Origin of the sequence: Sulfuricurvum sp., from assembly GCF_022759005.1 — a bacterium.
Taxonomy (GTDB): Bacteria; Campylobacterota; Campylobacteria; order Campylobacterales; family Sulfurimonadaceae; genus Sulfuricurvum.
Genome location: NZ_JAEMQA010000118.1, coordinates 1 through 14,189, shown reverse-complemented (window position 1 = coordinate 14,189; position 14,189 = coordinate 1). Strand labels below are relative to the sequence as shown.

Below are 14,189 nucleotides of genomic sequence, written 5' to 3'. Positions count from 1 at the left end.
CGCCTGCAAAATAGAGTTCTCTTGCATCGGGAACGCGGGAAGATTGCCCCAATCCTACAAAGAAATTTCCACTGTTGCTGTAATGATAACGACCTAAGACATTCGCGCTTAGATCAGAGTAATCTCGATCTTTTGCACTTGCCATCAACGATTGATCCGCATCGATACTTGTGTCATCATAGCGAATTCCGCCATTGATATCCAATGCACCGAACGTATGAGATGCCTTGGCATAGAGACCGATATTATCGGTATCGGCATCAGGGATTTGTACGGTAGCATATGGGTTGAGTCGGCTTCCTTTTGTTCCGTTCCAGTTACGCTTAGATAGATCGATTCCGAGGGTTACATCGGTCTCACTTGCAGTGGCACTATTTTCAACACGGATACCTTGAATTGTAGCATCGATAGGAGAGACAATAGTATGGGCTGCATCTGTCGCACTGGCTCTAAAATCGGTTCCCATCTCATGCTCGACTTTGGAGTGATAGGCTTCGACCATTAATTCATGCGAAAAAGATCCTAAATCAAACAGTTGGTATTTGGCTTTAAGCATATCCGTATTGTCTTTAAGTGCATCCATCGGGTAGCGGGGATAGAGGACATCATCGGCGCGGTCGCCGAAATAGCTTAGAGTGAATTTCTGATTAGTACTGATATTACCAACAATTTTAGCCCAAAAATTTTGTCGCGCATAGGCATCATCATTTTTATGTGCTGAGGAGTAGTGCTGCCCTGCCATAGTTGCACTGTCTGCCTGTTCGGTCATGGTTTGTCCGTTACCGTCTTTATATTGGCCGCTGGTTTCACGGCTGTATCCGACGAGCGCTTGTATGGAATCATTGCCCCCTTCGACAGTCGTCGAGATTTTACGGTAATCATAACTGCCAAGAGTTGCCGAAACTTCTCCGTGCAACCCTTTCTCTGGGTCTTTGGTGACAACGTTGATTTTACCGCCCAAACTTCCGAATTGAGTGACGTCAAACGGACCTTCTTGCACTTCAACCGTGGCAATTTGGCTTGAAGAGACGTGCATAGCAGGTGGGTCCATACGATTTGGGCAGGCACCGCATACTTTGGCATCATCAATGGTTACGTTTAGATTGTCTTTTTTGAATCCGCGTAAAACAATATCGTTTCCGATTGCCGTTGTACGAACATGGGTAATTTCAGGAAGAACTCCTGAGAGCATTTCGCCCAAATCCGATTGACGTGAGAATTTTACCAATTCATCCGAAGAGACACTTTTTGCATCGGTTTTGGGTGCATCGGCTTCAACGGTGATTTTTTGGATTGTGATAGGTTCGCTAGCGAGGGCAGCAACCGCCGCCATGGAGAGGAGAGATAGTTTCTTCATACTTCAAATCCTTAAGTAAATATGAAGAATTGTAAGAAAGTAGTGTTACATTAGTGTTAAGTGAGGGGGGATTTTATTCCACCCGTAATGATACGTCTTCGGGAAACTGCATTGTAACGCAGTGAAGCGATCCGTGCTGGCGGATGAGGACCGAACAATCGATAGGGATGATCTTGCGGTCTCTAAAGACCTTCTCACAGATTGCGATTGCTTCAGCGTCGTGTGGATCGTTATAGACCGGCAAAAGAACCGCATCGTTAATGATGAGAAAATTGGCATAAGTAGCCGGTAACCGTTCGCCGTCGTAATAAGTAGGCGTTGTCATCGGCAATGCGATGAGGTTGAACGGTTCTCCCTCCAAATCCCGCAGTGTTTTTAGTTCCTCTTCCATCTTTTTTAGGGCTTCATAGTGCTCATCATTTGGATCGTCACATTTGACGTACATAATGGTATCGGTATCGATGAAACGGGCAAGGGTATCAATATGGCTGTCGGTATCATCTCCCGCAAGATAACCGTGATTTAGCCATAAGATTTGCTCTATACCGAAATGTTTTTTGAGCTCTTTTTCCATCCCTTTTTTATCCAAATGGGCGTTTCGATTTGGGTTAAGGAGTGTTTCGGCAGTCACCAAGAGTGAGCCGATACCGTTGGACTCGACGCCTCCCCCTTCTAAAATCAAATCGATTTTTTCCATCGGTGCGCCGTAGATCGGTGCGATAGCGGCACTCATACCATTATCGAGCGAGGCGTCAAATTTTCCCCCCCATCCGGTAAAGGTAAAATCAAGCAAAATCGGTTCTTCTTCCTCTTCGTCGATGACGGTGAGAGCACTGCAATCACGAGCCCACGTATCGTTGGTTTGATACTGGGTGAAAATCAAGTTGGTTTGATCGGCGAAGTAGCTTTTAACGAGATCTACATCATCACACACAATGAGGCAAGGTTGATAGCGGGCAACAGCCGATGCGATATTCACAAAACACGCTCTCGCCTCTTCGAGATAGGGTGCCCAATCGCTTTGGCTGTGGGGAAAAATGAGTTGGACAAAACTTTGAGGTTCAAATTCGGCGGGGAAATAGCGCATTAACAATCCTTAGAATATAATTCCTTTATGGGAACTATTAAATTGAGCCGAGAGGCACTAAAACATAATCTTGACATTATCGCACATCAAGTCGGTGGAAAAGATAAAATAGCCGTTGTTTTAAAAGATAACGCATACGGTCACGGATCCGTATTGATCGCACAAGCCGCATCGCGCTATGGGGTGAAACACGCTGTGGTTCGGTTGGAGAGAGAAGCTTTGGAGATCGCTGAGTATTTTGATGGTGTCTTGATTTTGGGAGAGATTGCCACGCACGTTCATCCGAAATTCAGTTATGCGATTAATTCGCTCGAAGAGATAGAGCGTTATCCCAGAGGAGCACGTGTTGAGCTCAAAATTGATACGGGGATGCACCGCAACGGAATTTCGCCGCAACAGCTCGAAGAGGCGTTTGCAAAAATGGCGGAGCAGGGATTGGTATGCATCGGTATGATGAGCCATTTCAGAGCCGCTGATACTCTTAGCAGCGAGTGGTATTGGCAGCGCCGGACATTCGATGCGTTAAAACCTAAGGCGCTTCATCTGGCGGAACAATACGGATGGAAACTCCGTTTTCATATCTCCAACTCTGCGGGGACGTTTCGCTCTTGCGAATGCTCTGATGATATGGTACGGGTCGGTATCGCACTGTATGGATGTCTGCAAATGGATCCGACATTGCCTCAGCCGGCGTTTAAAAGCGTCTTGTCGTTGTGGGGAAACCGCATCGCCAGTAGAGTGGTCAAAGCCGGACAAAGGGTAGGATATAACGGCATCTACGAAGCTCAAAATGATGAGGTAATCAGCACCTATGATGTCGGATACGCCAACGGTTTGGATCGGCTTGCATCGAACCGTTTTAGCACTCCTGAGGGGATTGCCTTGCGCGGACGTATTTCGATGGATAATGCGGCCTTCTCAAGCGACAAAGAGGAGTTGCTCATTTTTGATAACGCCAACGAGTATGCCCGTTCCGTCGGAACGATTGGGTATGAGATTTTGGCATGTTTGGACAAAGACCTCAAACGCGAGTGGGTACATTAAGTATAGCGTTCGCCCTGAGCTCGTCGAAGGGCAAATTCATGGTTCGACAGGCTCACCACGAACGGGTCTACGAGGTAATCTTGATAATTGAATCGCTGAAGATCGCACCATCTACGCGCATCTCGATCAAATCATTTAAATCATTTACATCATCAATATAGCCTAACACTTTGGCATCAAAGAGGTAGTGTTCCGCTACTTTTTGAATTTCTTCTGCATCGCGAGGGAGGACGATCAAATATGAAGCGCCCAAATTCTCTCCGATAATGGCATCTACCGCATTTTCCACATGCAAAGCAAATCGAACAGAGTTTTTGCGCAAATGTTCCATAATATCGAGATTTTCAGGAGAAAAATAGAGCGCTATCACCGAGTTTGCTGGTGTATGGCGCAACGCTTCGGTAGAGTCAATGTGGTAAAACGGCTGTGATGCAACGTAAGGGTGACCGAATAAGAGCATGTTTAGCCTTCCAAACATTCACGCGAACAGTAGTGTTTTCCATCGCGCGTCAATGTCTCTTTGAATTGTACGTAGGTGCCGCATTTAGCGCAGGGTATCATCGCATCCTCGGGCGCATTATCGGAGGAGGACGAAGAGGTTAAACTCTCTTTTCGAAAAAAAATATAATAGACGCCGAACAACAGAGCGGCAAATAACAACATTTTTAACATGACCTTATCTCTTTATCAGTAAATAATGGCGATTTTTGGCTTCAATGATTTCACAGTCCAGTGTTTCATCGATTTCATCATACACTTTCTCCCCTTTGTAAAAGAGCAAAAGGGTCCCCTCACTACAAAACGGTTCTGAGAGCTTTAGAAGCATTTGGGTATCGGTTACGGCGCGCGAAGTGATGAAATCGTACGGCTCACTGGGGAGCTGTTCCACACGACACGCTTTGACTTCTACATTTTCCAGCCCCAAATCGGCTTTGACGAATTGCAAAAAACTGGCTCTCTTCGAGAGCGGTTCGACCAGAGAAAAATGGGTCTGCGGGAGCGCAAGAGCCAAAATCATCCCCGGGAATCCGGCTCCGGTTCCGATGTCCATCCCTTTTTTGATCGGAGGAAGAAAGCTAACAGGGATTGCGGCATCGAGGATAAACTGATCGATTTGCGCTGAGGTTTTCGCCCCTGTTAGATTATGGATTTTATTCCATTTCTCCAGTAATGCCTTATAGTGTTCCGCTTTTTCAACAAAATTTTCAGGGAGTGGAAGGTTATGAGCCGATAGTAGTTGCGCTAAATGACTCATAAATCATGCCCCATTTGCTCTTTTTTGACTTTGAGATACCCCTCATTATGAGGATTCGGGCTGATAATGACGGGGATTCTTTCGGTGATGGTAACATTTAGCCCCTCTACTACGTCCACTTTTGCCGGGTTGTTGGTCAATAGACGAATTTTGGTAAGCCCGAAGTCTTTGAAAATTTCTCCGACAACCTCATAGGTACGTTGATCGGGGGCAAACCCGAGTTCGACATTGGCTTCGATCGTATTGCGCCCTTGATCTTGGAGGCAGTAGGCATTGACCTTGTTGAGAAGTCCGATGTTTCGCCCCTCTTGACGGTGGTAAATAATCAATCCGCCTTCATGGGCGATGAGCTCAAGTGCTTTATGTAACTGATTGTTACAGTCACATTTGATGCTGCCGAATGTATCTCCGGTCAGACATTCAGAGTGTATCCGGACGAGCGGTGATTCTTGGCGCTCGAAATTCTCCGTAAAAACGGCTAAATGTTCCTGAATCCCCTCTTTGTAAACGCGGATTTTAAAATGACCGTATTTACTCGGGAGATTGGCTATTGATGATTTTTCAAAAAGTGTTGTCGTTTTCATTAGTGCCATTATAATAGGTGTTTCTAAAAAATGGTTTATTAAAGTAACTGGCGATACAATCTACTCCTTATTTTCTCATTGGAGTCACATTTATGGAGCGTTTTCGCCGCACCCGCCTCAATTCCCAACTGCGTTCCTTGGTTCGTGAAACCCATGTCGGGGTAAATGATTTCATCTATCCGTTGTTTGTCCGGCCGGGGGAGGGGATTAAAACCGAAGTTGCTTCGATGCCGGGCGTCTTTCAGATGTCATTGGATGAAATTTTAAAAGAGTGTGAGCTTCTTCAATCACTCGGAATCCATTCGATTATATTATTCGGTATCCCGGCAGTCAAAGACTCTGTCGGTTCCGATGCACTCTGCGATCACGGGATTATCGCTACGGCGGTCCGCGCCATCAAACATGCTTTTCCTAAAATGTTTGTGGTGACCGATTTGTGTTTTTGCGAATATACCGATCACGGACATTGCGGCATTCTCGATCACGTGCATGAGACGGTTGATAATGATCTGACATTGGGCATTTCGGCGCAGCAGGCATTGGTTCATGCACGCTCGGGTGCCGATATGATTGCACCTTCAGGAATGATGGACGGAATCATTACGACACTGCGTGATGCGCTTGATGGCGGAGGATATGTGAATCTTCCGATCATGAGCTACTCGACGAAATTCGCCAGCGGCTATTATGGACCGTTTCGTGATGTAGCGGAATCGGTTCCAAGTTTCGGCGATCGATCGACGTATCAGATGGACCCGGCAAACCGTCGAGAAGCGATCCGTGAGAGTATGGTCGATGAGGCACAGGGTGCCGATATTTTGATGGTCAAACCGGCATTGGCATATCTGGACATCATTCGCGATATCCGTGAAGCCACATCGTTACCGTTGGCGGTTTACAATGTGAGCGGCGAATACGCGATGCTTAAACATGCCGGAGCCGCAGGGTTGATCGATTATAACCGTGTGATGATGGAGACGATGATCGGGTTCAAACGTGCCGGTGCAGATATTATCATCAGCTATCACGCCAAAGAAGTGGCAGCACTATTAGCCTAACTGAATTAAAATTGTTAATGAAATAATTTTATGATATGATTGTTTTTTGTATATAAGGAATAACGTGAGACACTTTTTAACGTTAAAAGATTACACCAAAGAAGAGATCTTAGAGATTTTGGAACTCGGATTAGAGATCAAAAAAGAGATCAAATCCAAAGTGTTTACCCCCCGTTTGGCAAACCAAACATTGGCGATGATTTTTGAGAAGAGTTCTACCCGTACTCGTGTCAGTTTTGAAGTGGGAATGTACCAGCTTGGAGGGCATGCTCTGTTTCTTTCCAATCGTGACATCCATCTCGGACGCGGTGAACCGGTCAAGGATACCGCTCGTGTGATCTCCTCTATGTGTGACATGGTGATGATTCGTACCTATGAGCAGTCGATGCTCGAAGAGTTTGCACGCTATTCGAAAGTTCCTGTTATCAACGGCTTGAGCGACAGTTACCATCCGGTTCAACTGTTGGCCGATTATATGACGATGATGGAGTGCGGCAAAGATAAAAATCCGATCGTTGCGTATGTGGGGGATGGAAATAACATGACCCATTCGTGGTTGATGTTAGCTGGCAAGCTGGGGTTTGAACTGCGTGTTGCAACTCCTAAAGGATACGAATGCGATCCTTTAATCATCGAAGATGCAATGAGATTTGCTGAACAAAGCGGTGCAAAAATCACGATTACCAATGATCCGAAGGTAGCCGTTGCGGGTGCTACCGTCGTGACAACCGATACATGGATATCCATGGGGCAAGAAGAGGAAAAAACACAGCGTCTTCGTGCGTTCCAAGGATATATCGTTGATGAAGCATTGATGGCTTTGGCTGCACAAGATGCTATCTTCTTGCACTGCCTTCCGGCATATCGCGGTATCGAAGTGAGCGAAGCGGTATTGGATGGAGAACAAAGCGTTATTTTCGAAGAGGCGGAAAACCGTCTTCATGCACAAAAAGGGTTAATGGTTTGGTTGAATAATCATCGATAAGTAGAATGAATGCGTCTTATATGGCTGTTGAGTGTTGTAAGTATTGGTCTTTTTGCTACGGAAGTGGTACAAGTTGCAGATAAATATAAAGATTCCGGAAAATGTAAGGCGTGTCATAGCCCTATCGTAAAGCAGTGGGATAATTCGTGGCATGCGAAATCCCATTACGGCAATGATGAGTATTTTCAAAAAACTATTGATTATGTTGCCCGAAAAAGTAGCGGTAAATCACTCAATACGATCAAAATTGAGTGTGCTACCTGCCATAACCCGCGTATCAGTGTTACCTCCACGAACGCTGAATACGAAGCGATAGCGGCACTCCATTTGGATAAAGATACAGCCGCTTCCAAAGCGATAAAAAGTGACGCAATCGTTGAGGGGATTAATTGTATAGTGTGCCATAACATCATTTAAAAACAGCACAAAAGCGTGTGTCGATTGCCACATGGGACCTCGTAAAGAGGGAGTGGCTTCAACCCTACCAATCGATAATGGCAAAGCACGCAAACGACCCGTTCGAGAACACGGTTTTGTTGGCGGACATGTAGAGAGTATGTGGTTGAATGCGCTGAATGTCGAGACCCGTAAAAGCGCTTCTGTTTTAGATGTTGTTTTAACCAATCCTCAGCCTCATGCGCTACCGAGTGGATTTGGATCACGTGAAATCTTGATTGAAGCGCAATACATTAGTGCTGGCAAGGTGATTAAAAATGACGTTGTCTCGTTAACAAGCCATTATCTCAGCAAACGGGGAAAACCGACTGTACCTCATTTGGCGGAAAAAACAATACAAGCGATATCAATCCCAGCACAGGGTTCAAAAGCTTTTTCTTTATCGATTCCTGATGGAGCACAGAGTGTCAATATTGTCGTTTCGTATCGATTGGTGAATGATGAAGTGCGTGAGATGCTTGATCTCAAAGATCCGATTTGGTCGAAGAAAATGGTTATTAAAAAGCTAAATGTAAAACTCTAAATATAGAAAGTTTCTACCCGATTAGGGCAAGCTTTTGCCTGCACTACGTTAGGCTTTTCACTTCGCTACATGTGCCATAGCGGCTAGCGTAGCCAAAGGGATTTTATTCCTTTGGCGTTCAATCAGTTGGACATTTCGACTTTAATAATAAGATCATTTCCCTCTTCAACGATTGAAAAATTGTGTTTTTGGCAAAATGTTTCGTTCATTTCCGCAGCCCACTCTTGTGCTTCAACCATCGCATCATCTTTGTTTTCGAAAGATTTTATACTCTCCATACCGCTTCGTTTGAAACAGCCGCACTCTTTTTCAATTTTAACGTTATACATCGCGTACGCTCCTATGAGAAATTTTTGGAAGTATAATCGTCAAAGATTAAATATTTACCACATATTTGAAACGATTTGAAACTAAAGGTTATCTTTATCTTTTAGTATAGTGATACCATCAGGGACGTTTATGCAAAAATTCGCTATAATTCCATTTGAATTTCGGGTGCCTTTTAATGCGATAGCTTGTATCGTCTTCCAAGGTACCCTCGAAGATAAGATGGGACTTATCTGCATATTTTCTCCCCCGTAAGGGCAAGCGTAACTGGTCGGAACACTTTCCGATGGCGTATCTATAAAGGGATATTTATGAATAATACACACAAAACTACCGAAGATAATTTGGTGACATTTGAGACCTTCGGTCTTCGCCGCGAGTTGATGCAAAGCATCAATTATGCAGGATTTACCACTCCAAGCCCAATTCAGCAAATGGTTATCCCTGTAATCATGGAAGGGCGCGATGTTGTCGGGCAAGCTCACACCGGTACCGGAAAAACAGCCGCGTTCGGTCTTCCGACTTTGAACAAAATGCATCTAAAGGGGGGGATTGAAACCCTCATTATCACTCCGACGCGCGAACTTGCAAACCAAGTGAGCGATGAAATTTTTAAATTCGGTAAAAACTTGGGCATTCGCACCGTAACGATTTACGGAGGAAGCTCGTACAATCGTCAAATTGATTTGATTGAGCGCGGAGCGCAGGTTATTATCGCGACTCCGGGTCGTTTGCTCGACATGCTTAGCCGCGATATGCTAAAAGGGTTTGCCCCTTCAACCGTTATTTTGGACGAAGCGGATGAAATGCTTGATATGGGCTTTTTGGATGATATTAACGAAATTTTCACCTATTTGCCGAGTGAGCGTCAAACATTGCTTTTCTCCGCAACCATGCCGACCCCGATCAAACAATTGGCGGAACGTATTTTGGTGAACCCGTATTTTGCCTCTATCACCAAAACGGAAACGACGAACACCGATATTGCTCAACAATACTATGTAATTGAGGAGTCAGAGCGTGATGATGCGATTATCCGATTGATGGACGCGGAAGACGCCCAAAAAACGGTTGTTTTCTGCCGTACCAAAAAAGAGGTGGATCGTCTCTCTAATGTCCTCTCGGCAGCAGGGTATTCGGCAAAAGGACTTCATGGCGATATGGAACAACGTAGTCGCGAAAGTGTTATCAAAGGGCTCAAAACCGATGCTATCGATGTGTTGATCGCAACCGACGTTGCGGCCCGCGGATTGCATATCGACGGTGTTACCCACGTATTCAATTACCATATCCCATTTGATCCCGAGAGCTACGTTCACCGCATCGGACGTACCGGACGTGCGGGTAAAAAAGGGGTAGCAATTACCCTTGTGACTCCATTAGAGTTTAAAGAGCTTCAACGTATCCGTTCAAAAGTGGGTACGACAATGGAACATGCGTATATCCCAAGTAAACATGACGTAAAAGAGGCGCAAGTCAGCCGTCTCCTCGCCGATATTGAAAAACAACACGTTTATGATGAAGCGCACAAAGTACTTGATCTCCTCAAAGAAGAGTACGATATGGAGCAAATCGCGTATAAATTGATCTCGGTATTAATGGAACAAAATAAAGTTCAAGGACCGAATCAAATCGGTATTAGTGCGGAGCGTTTGGAAAAAATTCTTCATAACCTTGAGCGTCGCGGAAACGAGCGTGGTGGAAACGGTCGTCGTCCGGGTGGATTTAACCGTAACCGTAGCGGAGGAAACCGAAACAGCAGCGGAGGCGGGTACCGTGGCAATAACGACCGCAATAGCAGTGGTGGTGAACGTTCAGATCGCGGAGAACGCGGCGGAAATGACCGTGGTGAGCGTTCACGCAGTTTCAGCGGACAAAACCGCTCTGTGAAACCGCGTTATTAATCAAAACGGGAAGTTAGCTCCCGTTTTACTTTCTCTAAAAACGGCTCCATCGGAGCCTCTAGCACAAACCCATCTCTTTGTTTGACTCCCCATATCGGTTCCGGAAAATACTCATCGTTTTCAAATCGTGCCATGATATGCCAGTGGACACGCTGTAGCATATTGCCGAATGATGCAATATTGATTTTAGCCGGACGGAAGTACTCTATCATCTCTTTTTCGATAATGTCGAGCGCTTTCCAGATTGCTTGTTTTTCTTCAATGTTGCATTCGGAAAACTCTTTACGAGGGGTATGCGTAAAGATTTTCAGCCAAGGGATTTGCGATTCATGGCGTTCGATATAAATGAGAGAGTTTGTGTAGATCATATTTTCTCCTAAAAATCTGCCTCGAAGAGGCAAACTTTAGTGCCATAGCGACTAGCGCAGACAAAGGGATTTTATTCTTTTGGCGTTCAAATGAAAATGGTTATTTGCCTTTTCCGGCGAACGGGACAAGGGCACTTCCCCATGTCAAACCGCCGCCGAAAGCATCGAGAAGCATCAATTCACCCTTTTGAAGGCGTCCTGATTCGTAGATATCATTGATTGCCATCGGGATAGAAGCACCGGAGGTATTTCCGTATTTTTCGACCGTGAGTACGACTTGTTCATCAGCTAGATTGAGGGCGTCACCGACCGCCTTGATGATACGGTAGTTGGCTTGATGCGGGACGAAGTGTTTGATGGCGGAAGAGGCAATGTTGTTTTGCTCTAAAATCTCGACAACATCATTGGTTAATGTGCGAACGGCGACTTTGAACGTTTCGTTCCCTTTCATTTTCATAAAGCATCCCGCCGCTTCACGATCAAGCTCATCATGGATTGAACCGCTTCCGCCGTTTGGCGTCATCAACAGATCGGCAAAAGAGCCATCTGATCCGGTGTGGATATCAATGATCGCTTCTTCTTTGTTTTCGGTAGCGCTGATGAGTGCTGCACCCGCACCGTCTCCGAACAAAATACAGGTTCCTCGATCGCTGTAATCGGTAATGGCACTAAGTTTTTCTGCACCGACGATGAGCACGTTTTTTTTCATCCCTGATTCGACAAATGCCTTGGCAATGGAGAGTGCGTAAACAAATCCGGTACATGCGGCAGAAATATCAAACGCCGTAACTTTCTCTAAGCCCAACTTTGTAGAAATAACGGCTGCAGTGGATGGCATACAAAAATAATCGGGAGAGATGGTGGCACATACGAGCATATCGATTTGGCTTTTATCAATTCCGCTTCGCTCGATTGCGAGTTTAGCTGCTTTGACACCCATGTCGCTGGTCGTTTCATCGTTTGCGGCGATATGACGCTCTTTGATCCCCGTGCGTTTGGTAATCCATTCGTCTGTTGTATCGACAAGTGTCTCTAAATCAGCGTTAGTGAGAATCTTTGAAGGGACGTATGCCCCTATAGAGCGAAATGCAGCATACATTTATGATTAGCCTTTATAAGGGATGGCGATTATTGCTTGAGTTCTTCAAGACGTTTTTCGATGTGTTCGTTTACACCGTTATCGACGTAACGGATCGCTTGAAAGATAGCGTTTTTAATCGCTTTTGGATTGCTTTTACCGTGACTGACGATTGCACACCCTTTGATACCGACCAAAGGGGCTCCGCCGATTTCAGCGTAGTCAATCTCTTTTTTTAACAGTTTAAACACTTTGCGCATTAAAAGGGCACCGGTAATTGCAATCGGCGATTTACGAATGTACTCTTTGATAAAGAAACTGATCGTAGATGCGACCCCTTCAGAAGCTTTTAGGACGAGATTGCCGATAAAACCGTCACAGACGATAACGTCACAGCTTCCGTCGAAAATATTGTTTCCTTCGACGTTACCGATAAAGCCCGGTTGACCTTCAAGAAGCTTAAAGGTCTCTTTGGTGATTTCATTCCCTTTGGAATCTTCTTCACCGTTGGCAAGCAATCCGACACGCGGATGCTCCATTTTATACATATCTTTGGCGTAAAAATAGCCCATGATTCCAAACTGGAAGAGGTGTTCTGGTTTGCAATCGACATTGGCACCGGCATCCATCAGAATGCTCCGTTTTCCGCTTTTTGTCGGCATGGAAGTGACCAAAGCCGGACGCAAAACATTTTTCAAACGCCCAAGACGGAGCGTTGCAACCGTCATGGTCGCTCCGCTGTGTCCTGCACTGACAACGCCGTCTGCTTCACCGTTTCTGACCAGTTCAACGGCTTTATAGATTGAACTCTCTTGACGTTTTAGTGCATCGGTTGCAGCGTCTGCCATATCGATGACGTCGTTTGCTTCGACAATTAAAACTTTATCTTTATAGCCCTTGGGTAATAAAGATAAAATCTCATCTTTTTTACCAACTAGAATCGGTTGAAACTTCTTTTCTTTTAGAGCTTCAATGGTCCCTTTAACAATCGGTTCGGGACCGAAGTCCCCGCCCATTGCATCAATCGCAATTCTAATCATCGATTATTTGTACTCACCGGTTGTCGGGTTGACATAGTGAGACAGCTTGTATGTGCCGTCTTTGTCTTTGACCGGACGAGCAAGAGAAATTTTATAATGAGTTCTGCGTTTTGCAGCGCGTGAATGACTCACTCTTCTTTTAGGTACTGCCATCTTTTTAGTCCTTTCTACTTTGATTTAAACGCCAAAGGAATTCACCCCTTTGGCTACGTTAACACTGAGTTTTGCTCAGCGCAATGCTCACGCACAGTAAACCGTGCTTTTAACTTACCATTGCAAAAAATTTCGTTAGAATTCTCGATCGAGCGAGGTTCCTTCGCAGTTTGCGCAACAATAATAGTCGCTTTTGATCAATTCGATTTCCGACTGGAAAAGATCTTCCATATCTATAATAGATTGGTCGATTTCAACAACGTCCAGTTCTGGATCATTGCCTTCGAATATTCCGTCGCTAAGGTAAAAAGTGACCTCTTCATTTAAAGGTTTTTCTACCTCTTCGGCACAAATATCGCAAGGAATCGAAATACTCCCTGTAATTGTACCGTTTAATTGAGCAAGATTGCTTTTTTTCAGGATTAAATCACCCGAAAAAAGAGCATTGTCACGATTTACCTCAAAATGAAGCGGTTGTGAGCTCAATTTTCTAAATGCTATTTTCATGACGATTACGAAATTTCGCGCCCTGAAAAGAAAAATGCGATTTCATTTTTTGCATTTTCAAGAGAATCAGACCCGTGAACTGCATTAGCATCGATGTTTTCGGCAAAATCTGCACGGATAGTTCCGGCTGCTGCTTCTTTAGGGTTAGTAGCACCCATCAAATCGCGGTTTTTAAGGACGGCATTTTCGCCTTCCAAAACTGATACAACGACTGGACCACTTACCATGAAATCAACAAGATCGTTGAAGAAAGGGCGTGCAGCGTGTACTGCGTAAAACGCTTCTGCGTCTTGACGTGAGAGTTGAACTTTTTTCATAGCCGCGATTTTAAGGCCGTTACTTTCGAAACGATCCAAAATTTTACCGATAACACCTTTTGCAACGGCGTCTGGCTTGATGATTGACAATGTTTGTTCCATCAATGCTCCTGTTTTGTGTGTAAAAAATAGAACGGGATTATAGC

Annotated in this window: 19 protein-coding genes; 6 read left to right on the top strand and 13 right to left on the bottom strand. The window is 45.0% G+C overall.

Annotated features, from left to right (window positions below; all coding sequences use genetic code 11):
• Together JHC35_RS07540 and JHC35_RS07535 are read right to left on the bottom strand one after the other, a co-directional pair.
• A partial coding sequence (locus JHC35_RS07540; protein WP_295043709.1) for a TonB-dependent receptor occupies positions 1-1,357 on the bottom strand: 1,357 nt, incomplete at its 3' end.
• A gap of 73 nt (positions 1,358-1,430) precedes the next feature.
• On the bottom strand, positions 1,431-2,444 hold the full coding sequence (locus JHC35_RS07535) for an agmatine deiminase family protein (protein WP_295043707.1): 1,014 nt from the start codon (positions 2,442-2,444) through the stop codon (positions 1,431-1,433).
• 27 nt (positions 2,445-2,471) lie between these two features.
• Between JHC35_RS07535 and JHC35_RS07530 the strand changes: the two genes are divergently transcribed.
• A complete protein-coding gene (locus JHC35_RS07530; RefSeq protein WP_295043705.1) occupies positions 2,472-3,488 on the top strand; it encodes an alanine racemase in 1,017 nt (338 codons plus the stop codon).
• 67 nt (positions 3,489-3,555) lie between these two features.
• Here JHC35_RS07530 and JHC35_RS07525 read toward each other — a convergent pair whose 3' ends face one another.
• The 4 genes from JHC35_RS07525 to ribA are packed head-to-tail and all read right to left on the bottom strand — an operon-like array spanning position 3,556 to position 5,336.
• A complete protein-coding gene (locus tag JHC35_RS07525; RefSeq protein ID WP_295043703.1) occupies positions 3,556-3,948 on the bottom strand; it encodes a hypothetical protein in 393 nt (130 codons plus the stop codon).
• A 2-nt stretch (positions 3,949-3,950) separates the two neighbouring features.
• Positions 3,951-4,151 (bottom strand): PP0621 family protein, encoded by a 201-nt coding sequence (locus tag JHC35_RS07520; RefSeq protein WP_295043710.1) that lies wholly within the window; start codon positions 4,149-4,151, stop codon positions 3,951-3,953.
• A gap of 13 nt (positions 4,152-4,164) precedes the next feature.
• Entirely contained in the window at positions 4,165-4,743 is a 579-nt protein-coding gene (rsmG, locus tag JHC35_RS07515) for a 16S rRNA (guanine(527)-N(7))-methyltransferase RsmG (protein WP_295043701.1), read from the bottom strand.
• Complete coding sequence (gene ribA, locus JHC35_RS07510; RefSeq protein WP_295043699.1) at positions 4,740-5,336, bottom strand: GTP cyclohydrolase II; 597 nt, start codon at positions 5,334-5,336, stop codon at positions 4,740-4,742. The genes rsmG and ribA overlap by 4 nt, the downstream gene beginning before the upstream one ends.
• Before the next feature lie 83 nt (positions 5,337-5,419).
• On the opposite strand from ribA, the gene hemB reads away from it, so the two are divergent.
• The 4 genes from hemB to JHC35_RS07490 all read left to right on the top strand — a co-directional run bounded on the left by hemB (position 5,420) and on the right by JHC35_RS07490 (position 8,349).
• Positions 5,420-6,385: a porphobilinogen synthase gene (gene hemB, locus JHC35_RS07505; RefSeq protein WP_295043697.1), complete on the top strand. Its 966-nt coding sequence runs from the start codon at positions 5,420-5,422 to the stop codon at positions 6,383-6,385.
• A gap of 64 nt (positions 6,386-6,449) precedes the next feature.
• Complete coding sequence (argF, locus tag JHC35_RS07500) at positions 6,450-7,370, top strand: ornithine carbamoyltransferase (RefSeq protein ID WP_295043695.1); 921 nt, start codon at positions 6,450-6,452, stop codon at positions 7,368-7,370.
• 9 nt (positions 7,371-7,379) lie between these two features.
• Positions 7,380-7,787: a multiheme c-type cytochrome gene (locus JHC35_RS07495; protein WP_295043693.1), complete on the top strand. Its 408-nt coding sequence runs from the start codon at positions 7,380-7,382 to the stop codon at positions 7,785-7,787.
• A 31-nt stretch (positions 7,788-7,818) separates the two neighbouring features.
• Complete coding sequence (locus JHC35_RS07490; RefSeq protein WP_295043691.1) at positions 7,819-8,349, top strand: hypothetical protein; 531 nt, start codon at positions 7,819-7,821, stop codon at positions 8,347-8,349.
• Positions 8,350-8,471: 122 nt separating this feature from the next.
• Here the strand turns inward: JHC35_RS07490 and JHC35_RS07485 are convergent, their stop codons facing one another.
• Complete coding sequence (locus tag JHC35_RS07485) at positions 8,472-8,678, bottom strand: hypothetical protein (protein ID WP_295043689.1); 207 nt, start codon at positions 8,676-8,678, stop codon at positions 8,472-8,474.
• 309 nt (positions 8,679-8,987) lie between these two features.
• Here JHC35_RS07485 and JHC35_RS07480 point away from each other — a divergent pair, with 309 nt between their 5' ends.
• Positions 8,988-10,580 (top strand): DEAD/DEAH box helicase, encoded by a 1,593-nt coding sequence (locus tag JHC35_RS07480; protein WP_295043687.1) that lies wholly within the window; start codon positions 8,988-8,990, stop codon positions 10,578-10,580.
• On the opposite strand, the gene JHC35_RS07475 is transcribed toward JHC35_RS07480, so the two are convergent.
• The 6 genes from JHC35_RS07475 to ndk all read right to left on the bottom strand — a co-directional run bounded on the left by JHC35_RS07475 (position 10,577) and on the right by ndk (position 14,145).
• Positions 10,577-10,948, bottom strand: a complete 372-nt coding sequence (locus JHC35_RS07475; RefSeq protein WP_295043685.1) for an HIT domain-containing protein — start codon at positions 10,946-10,948, stop codon at positions 10,577-10,579. The genes JHC35_RS07480 and JHC35_RS07475 overlap by 4 nt on opposite strands.
• Positions 10,949-11,048: 100 nt before the next feature.
• A complete protein-coding gene (locus tag JHC35_RS07470; protein ID WP_295043683.1) occupies positions 11,049-12,047 on the bottom strand; it encodes a beta-ketoacyl-ACP synthase III in 999 nt (332 codons plus the stop codon).
• Between the two features lie 29 nt (positions 12,048-12,076).
• Positions 12,077-13,066: a phosphate acyltransferase PlsX gene (gene plsX, locus JHC35_RS07465; protein ID WP_295043681.1), complete on the bottom strand. Its 990-nt coding sequence runs from the start codon at positions 13,064-13,066 to the stop codon at positions 12,077-12,079.
• A 3-nt stretch (positions 13,067-13,069) separates the two neighbouring features.
• A complete protein-coding gene (gene rpmF / locus JHC35_RS07460) occupies positions 13,070-13,219 on the bottom strand; it encodes a 50S ribosomal protein L32 (RefSeq protein WP_013461018.1) in 150 nt (49 codons plus the stop codon).
• A 135-nt stretch (positions 13,220-13,354) separates the two neighbouring features.
• Entirely contained in the window at positions 13,355-13,726 is a 372-nt protein-coding gene (locus tag JHC35_RS07455; RefSeq protein ID WP_295043680.1) for a hypothetical protein, read from the bottom strand.
• 5 nt (positions 13,727-13,731) lie between these two features.
• Positions 13,732-14,145 carry a nucleoside-diphosphate kinase gene (gene ndk / locus JHC35_RS07450; protein ID WP_294917177.1) on the bottom strand — a complete coding sequence of 138 codons (414 nt, stop codon included), beginning with the start codon at positions 14,143-14,145 and terminating at the stop codon, positions 13,732-13,734.
• Positions 14,146-14,189: the final 44 nt, after the last annotated feature.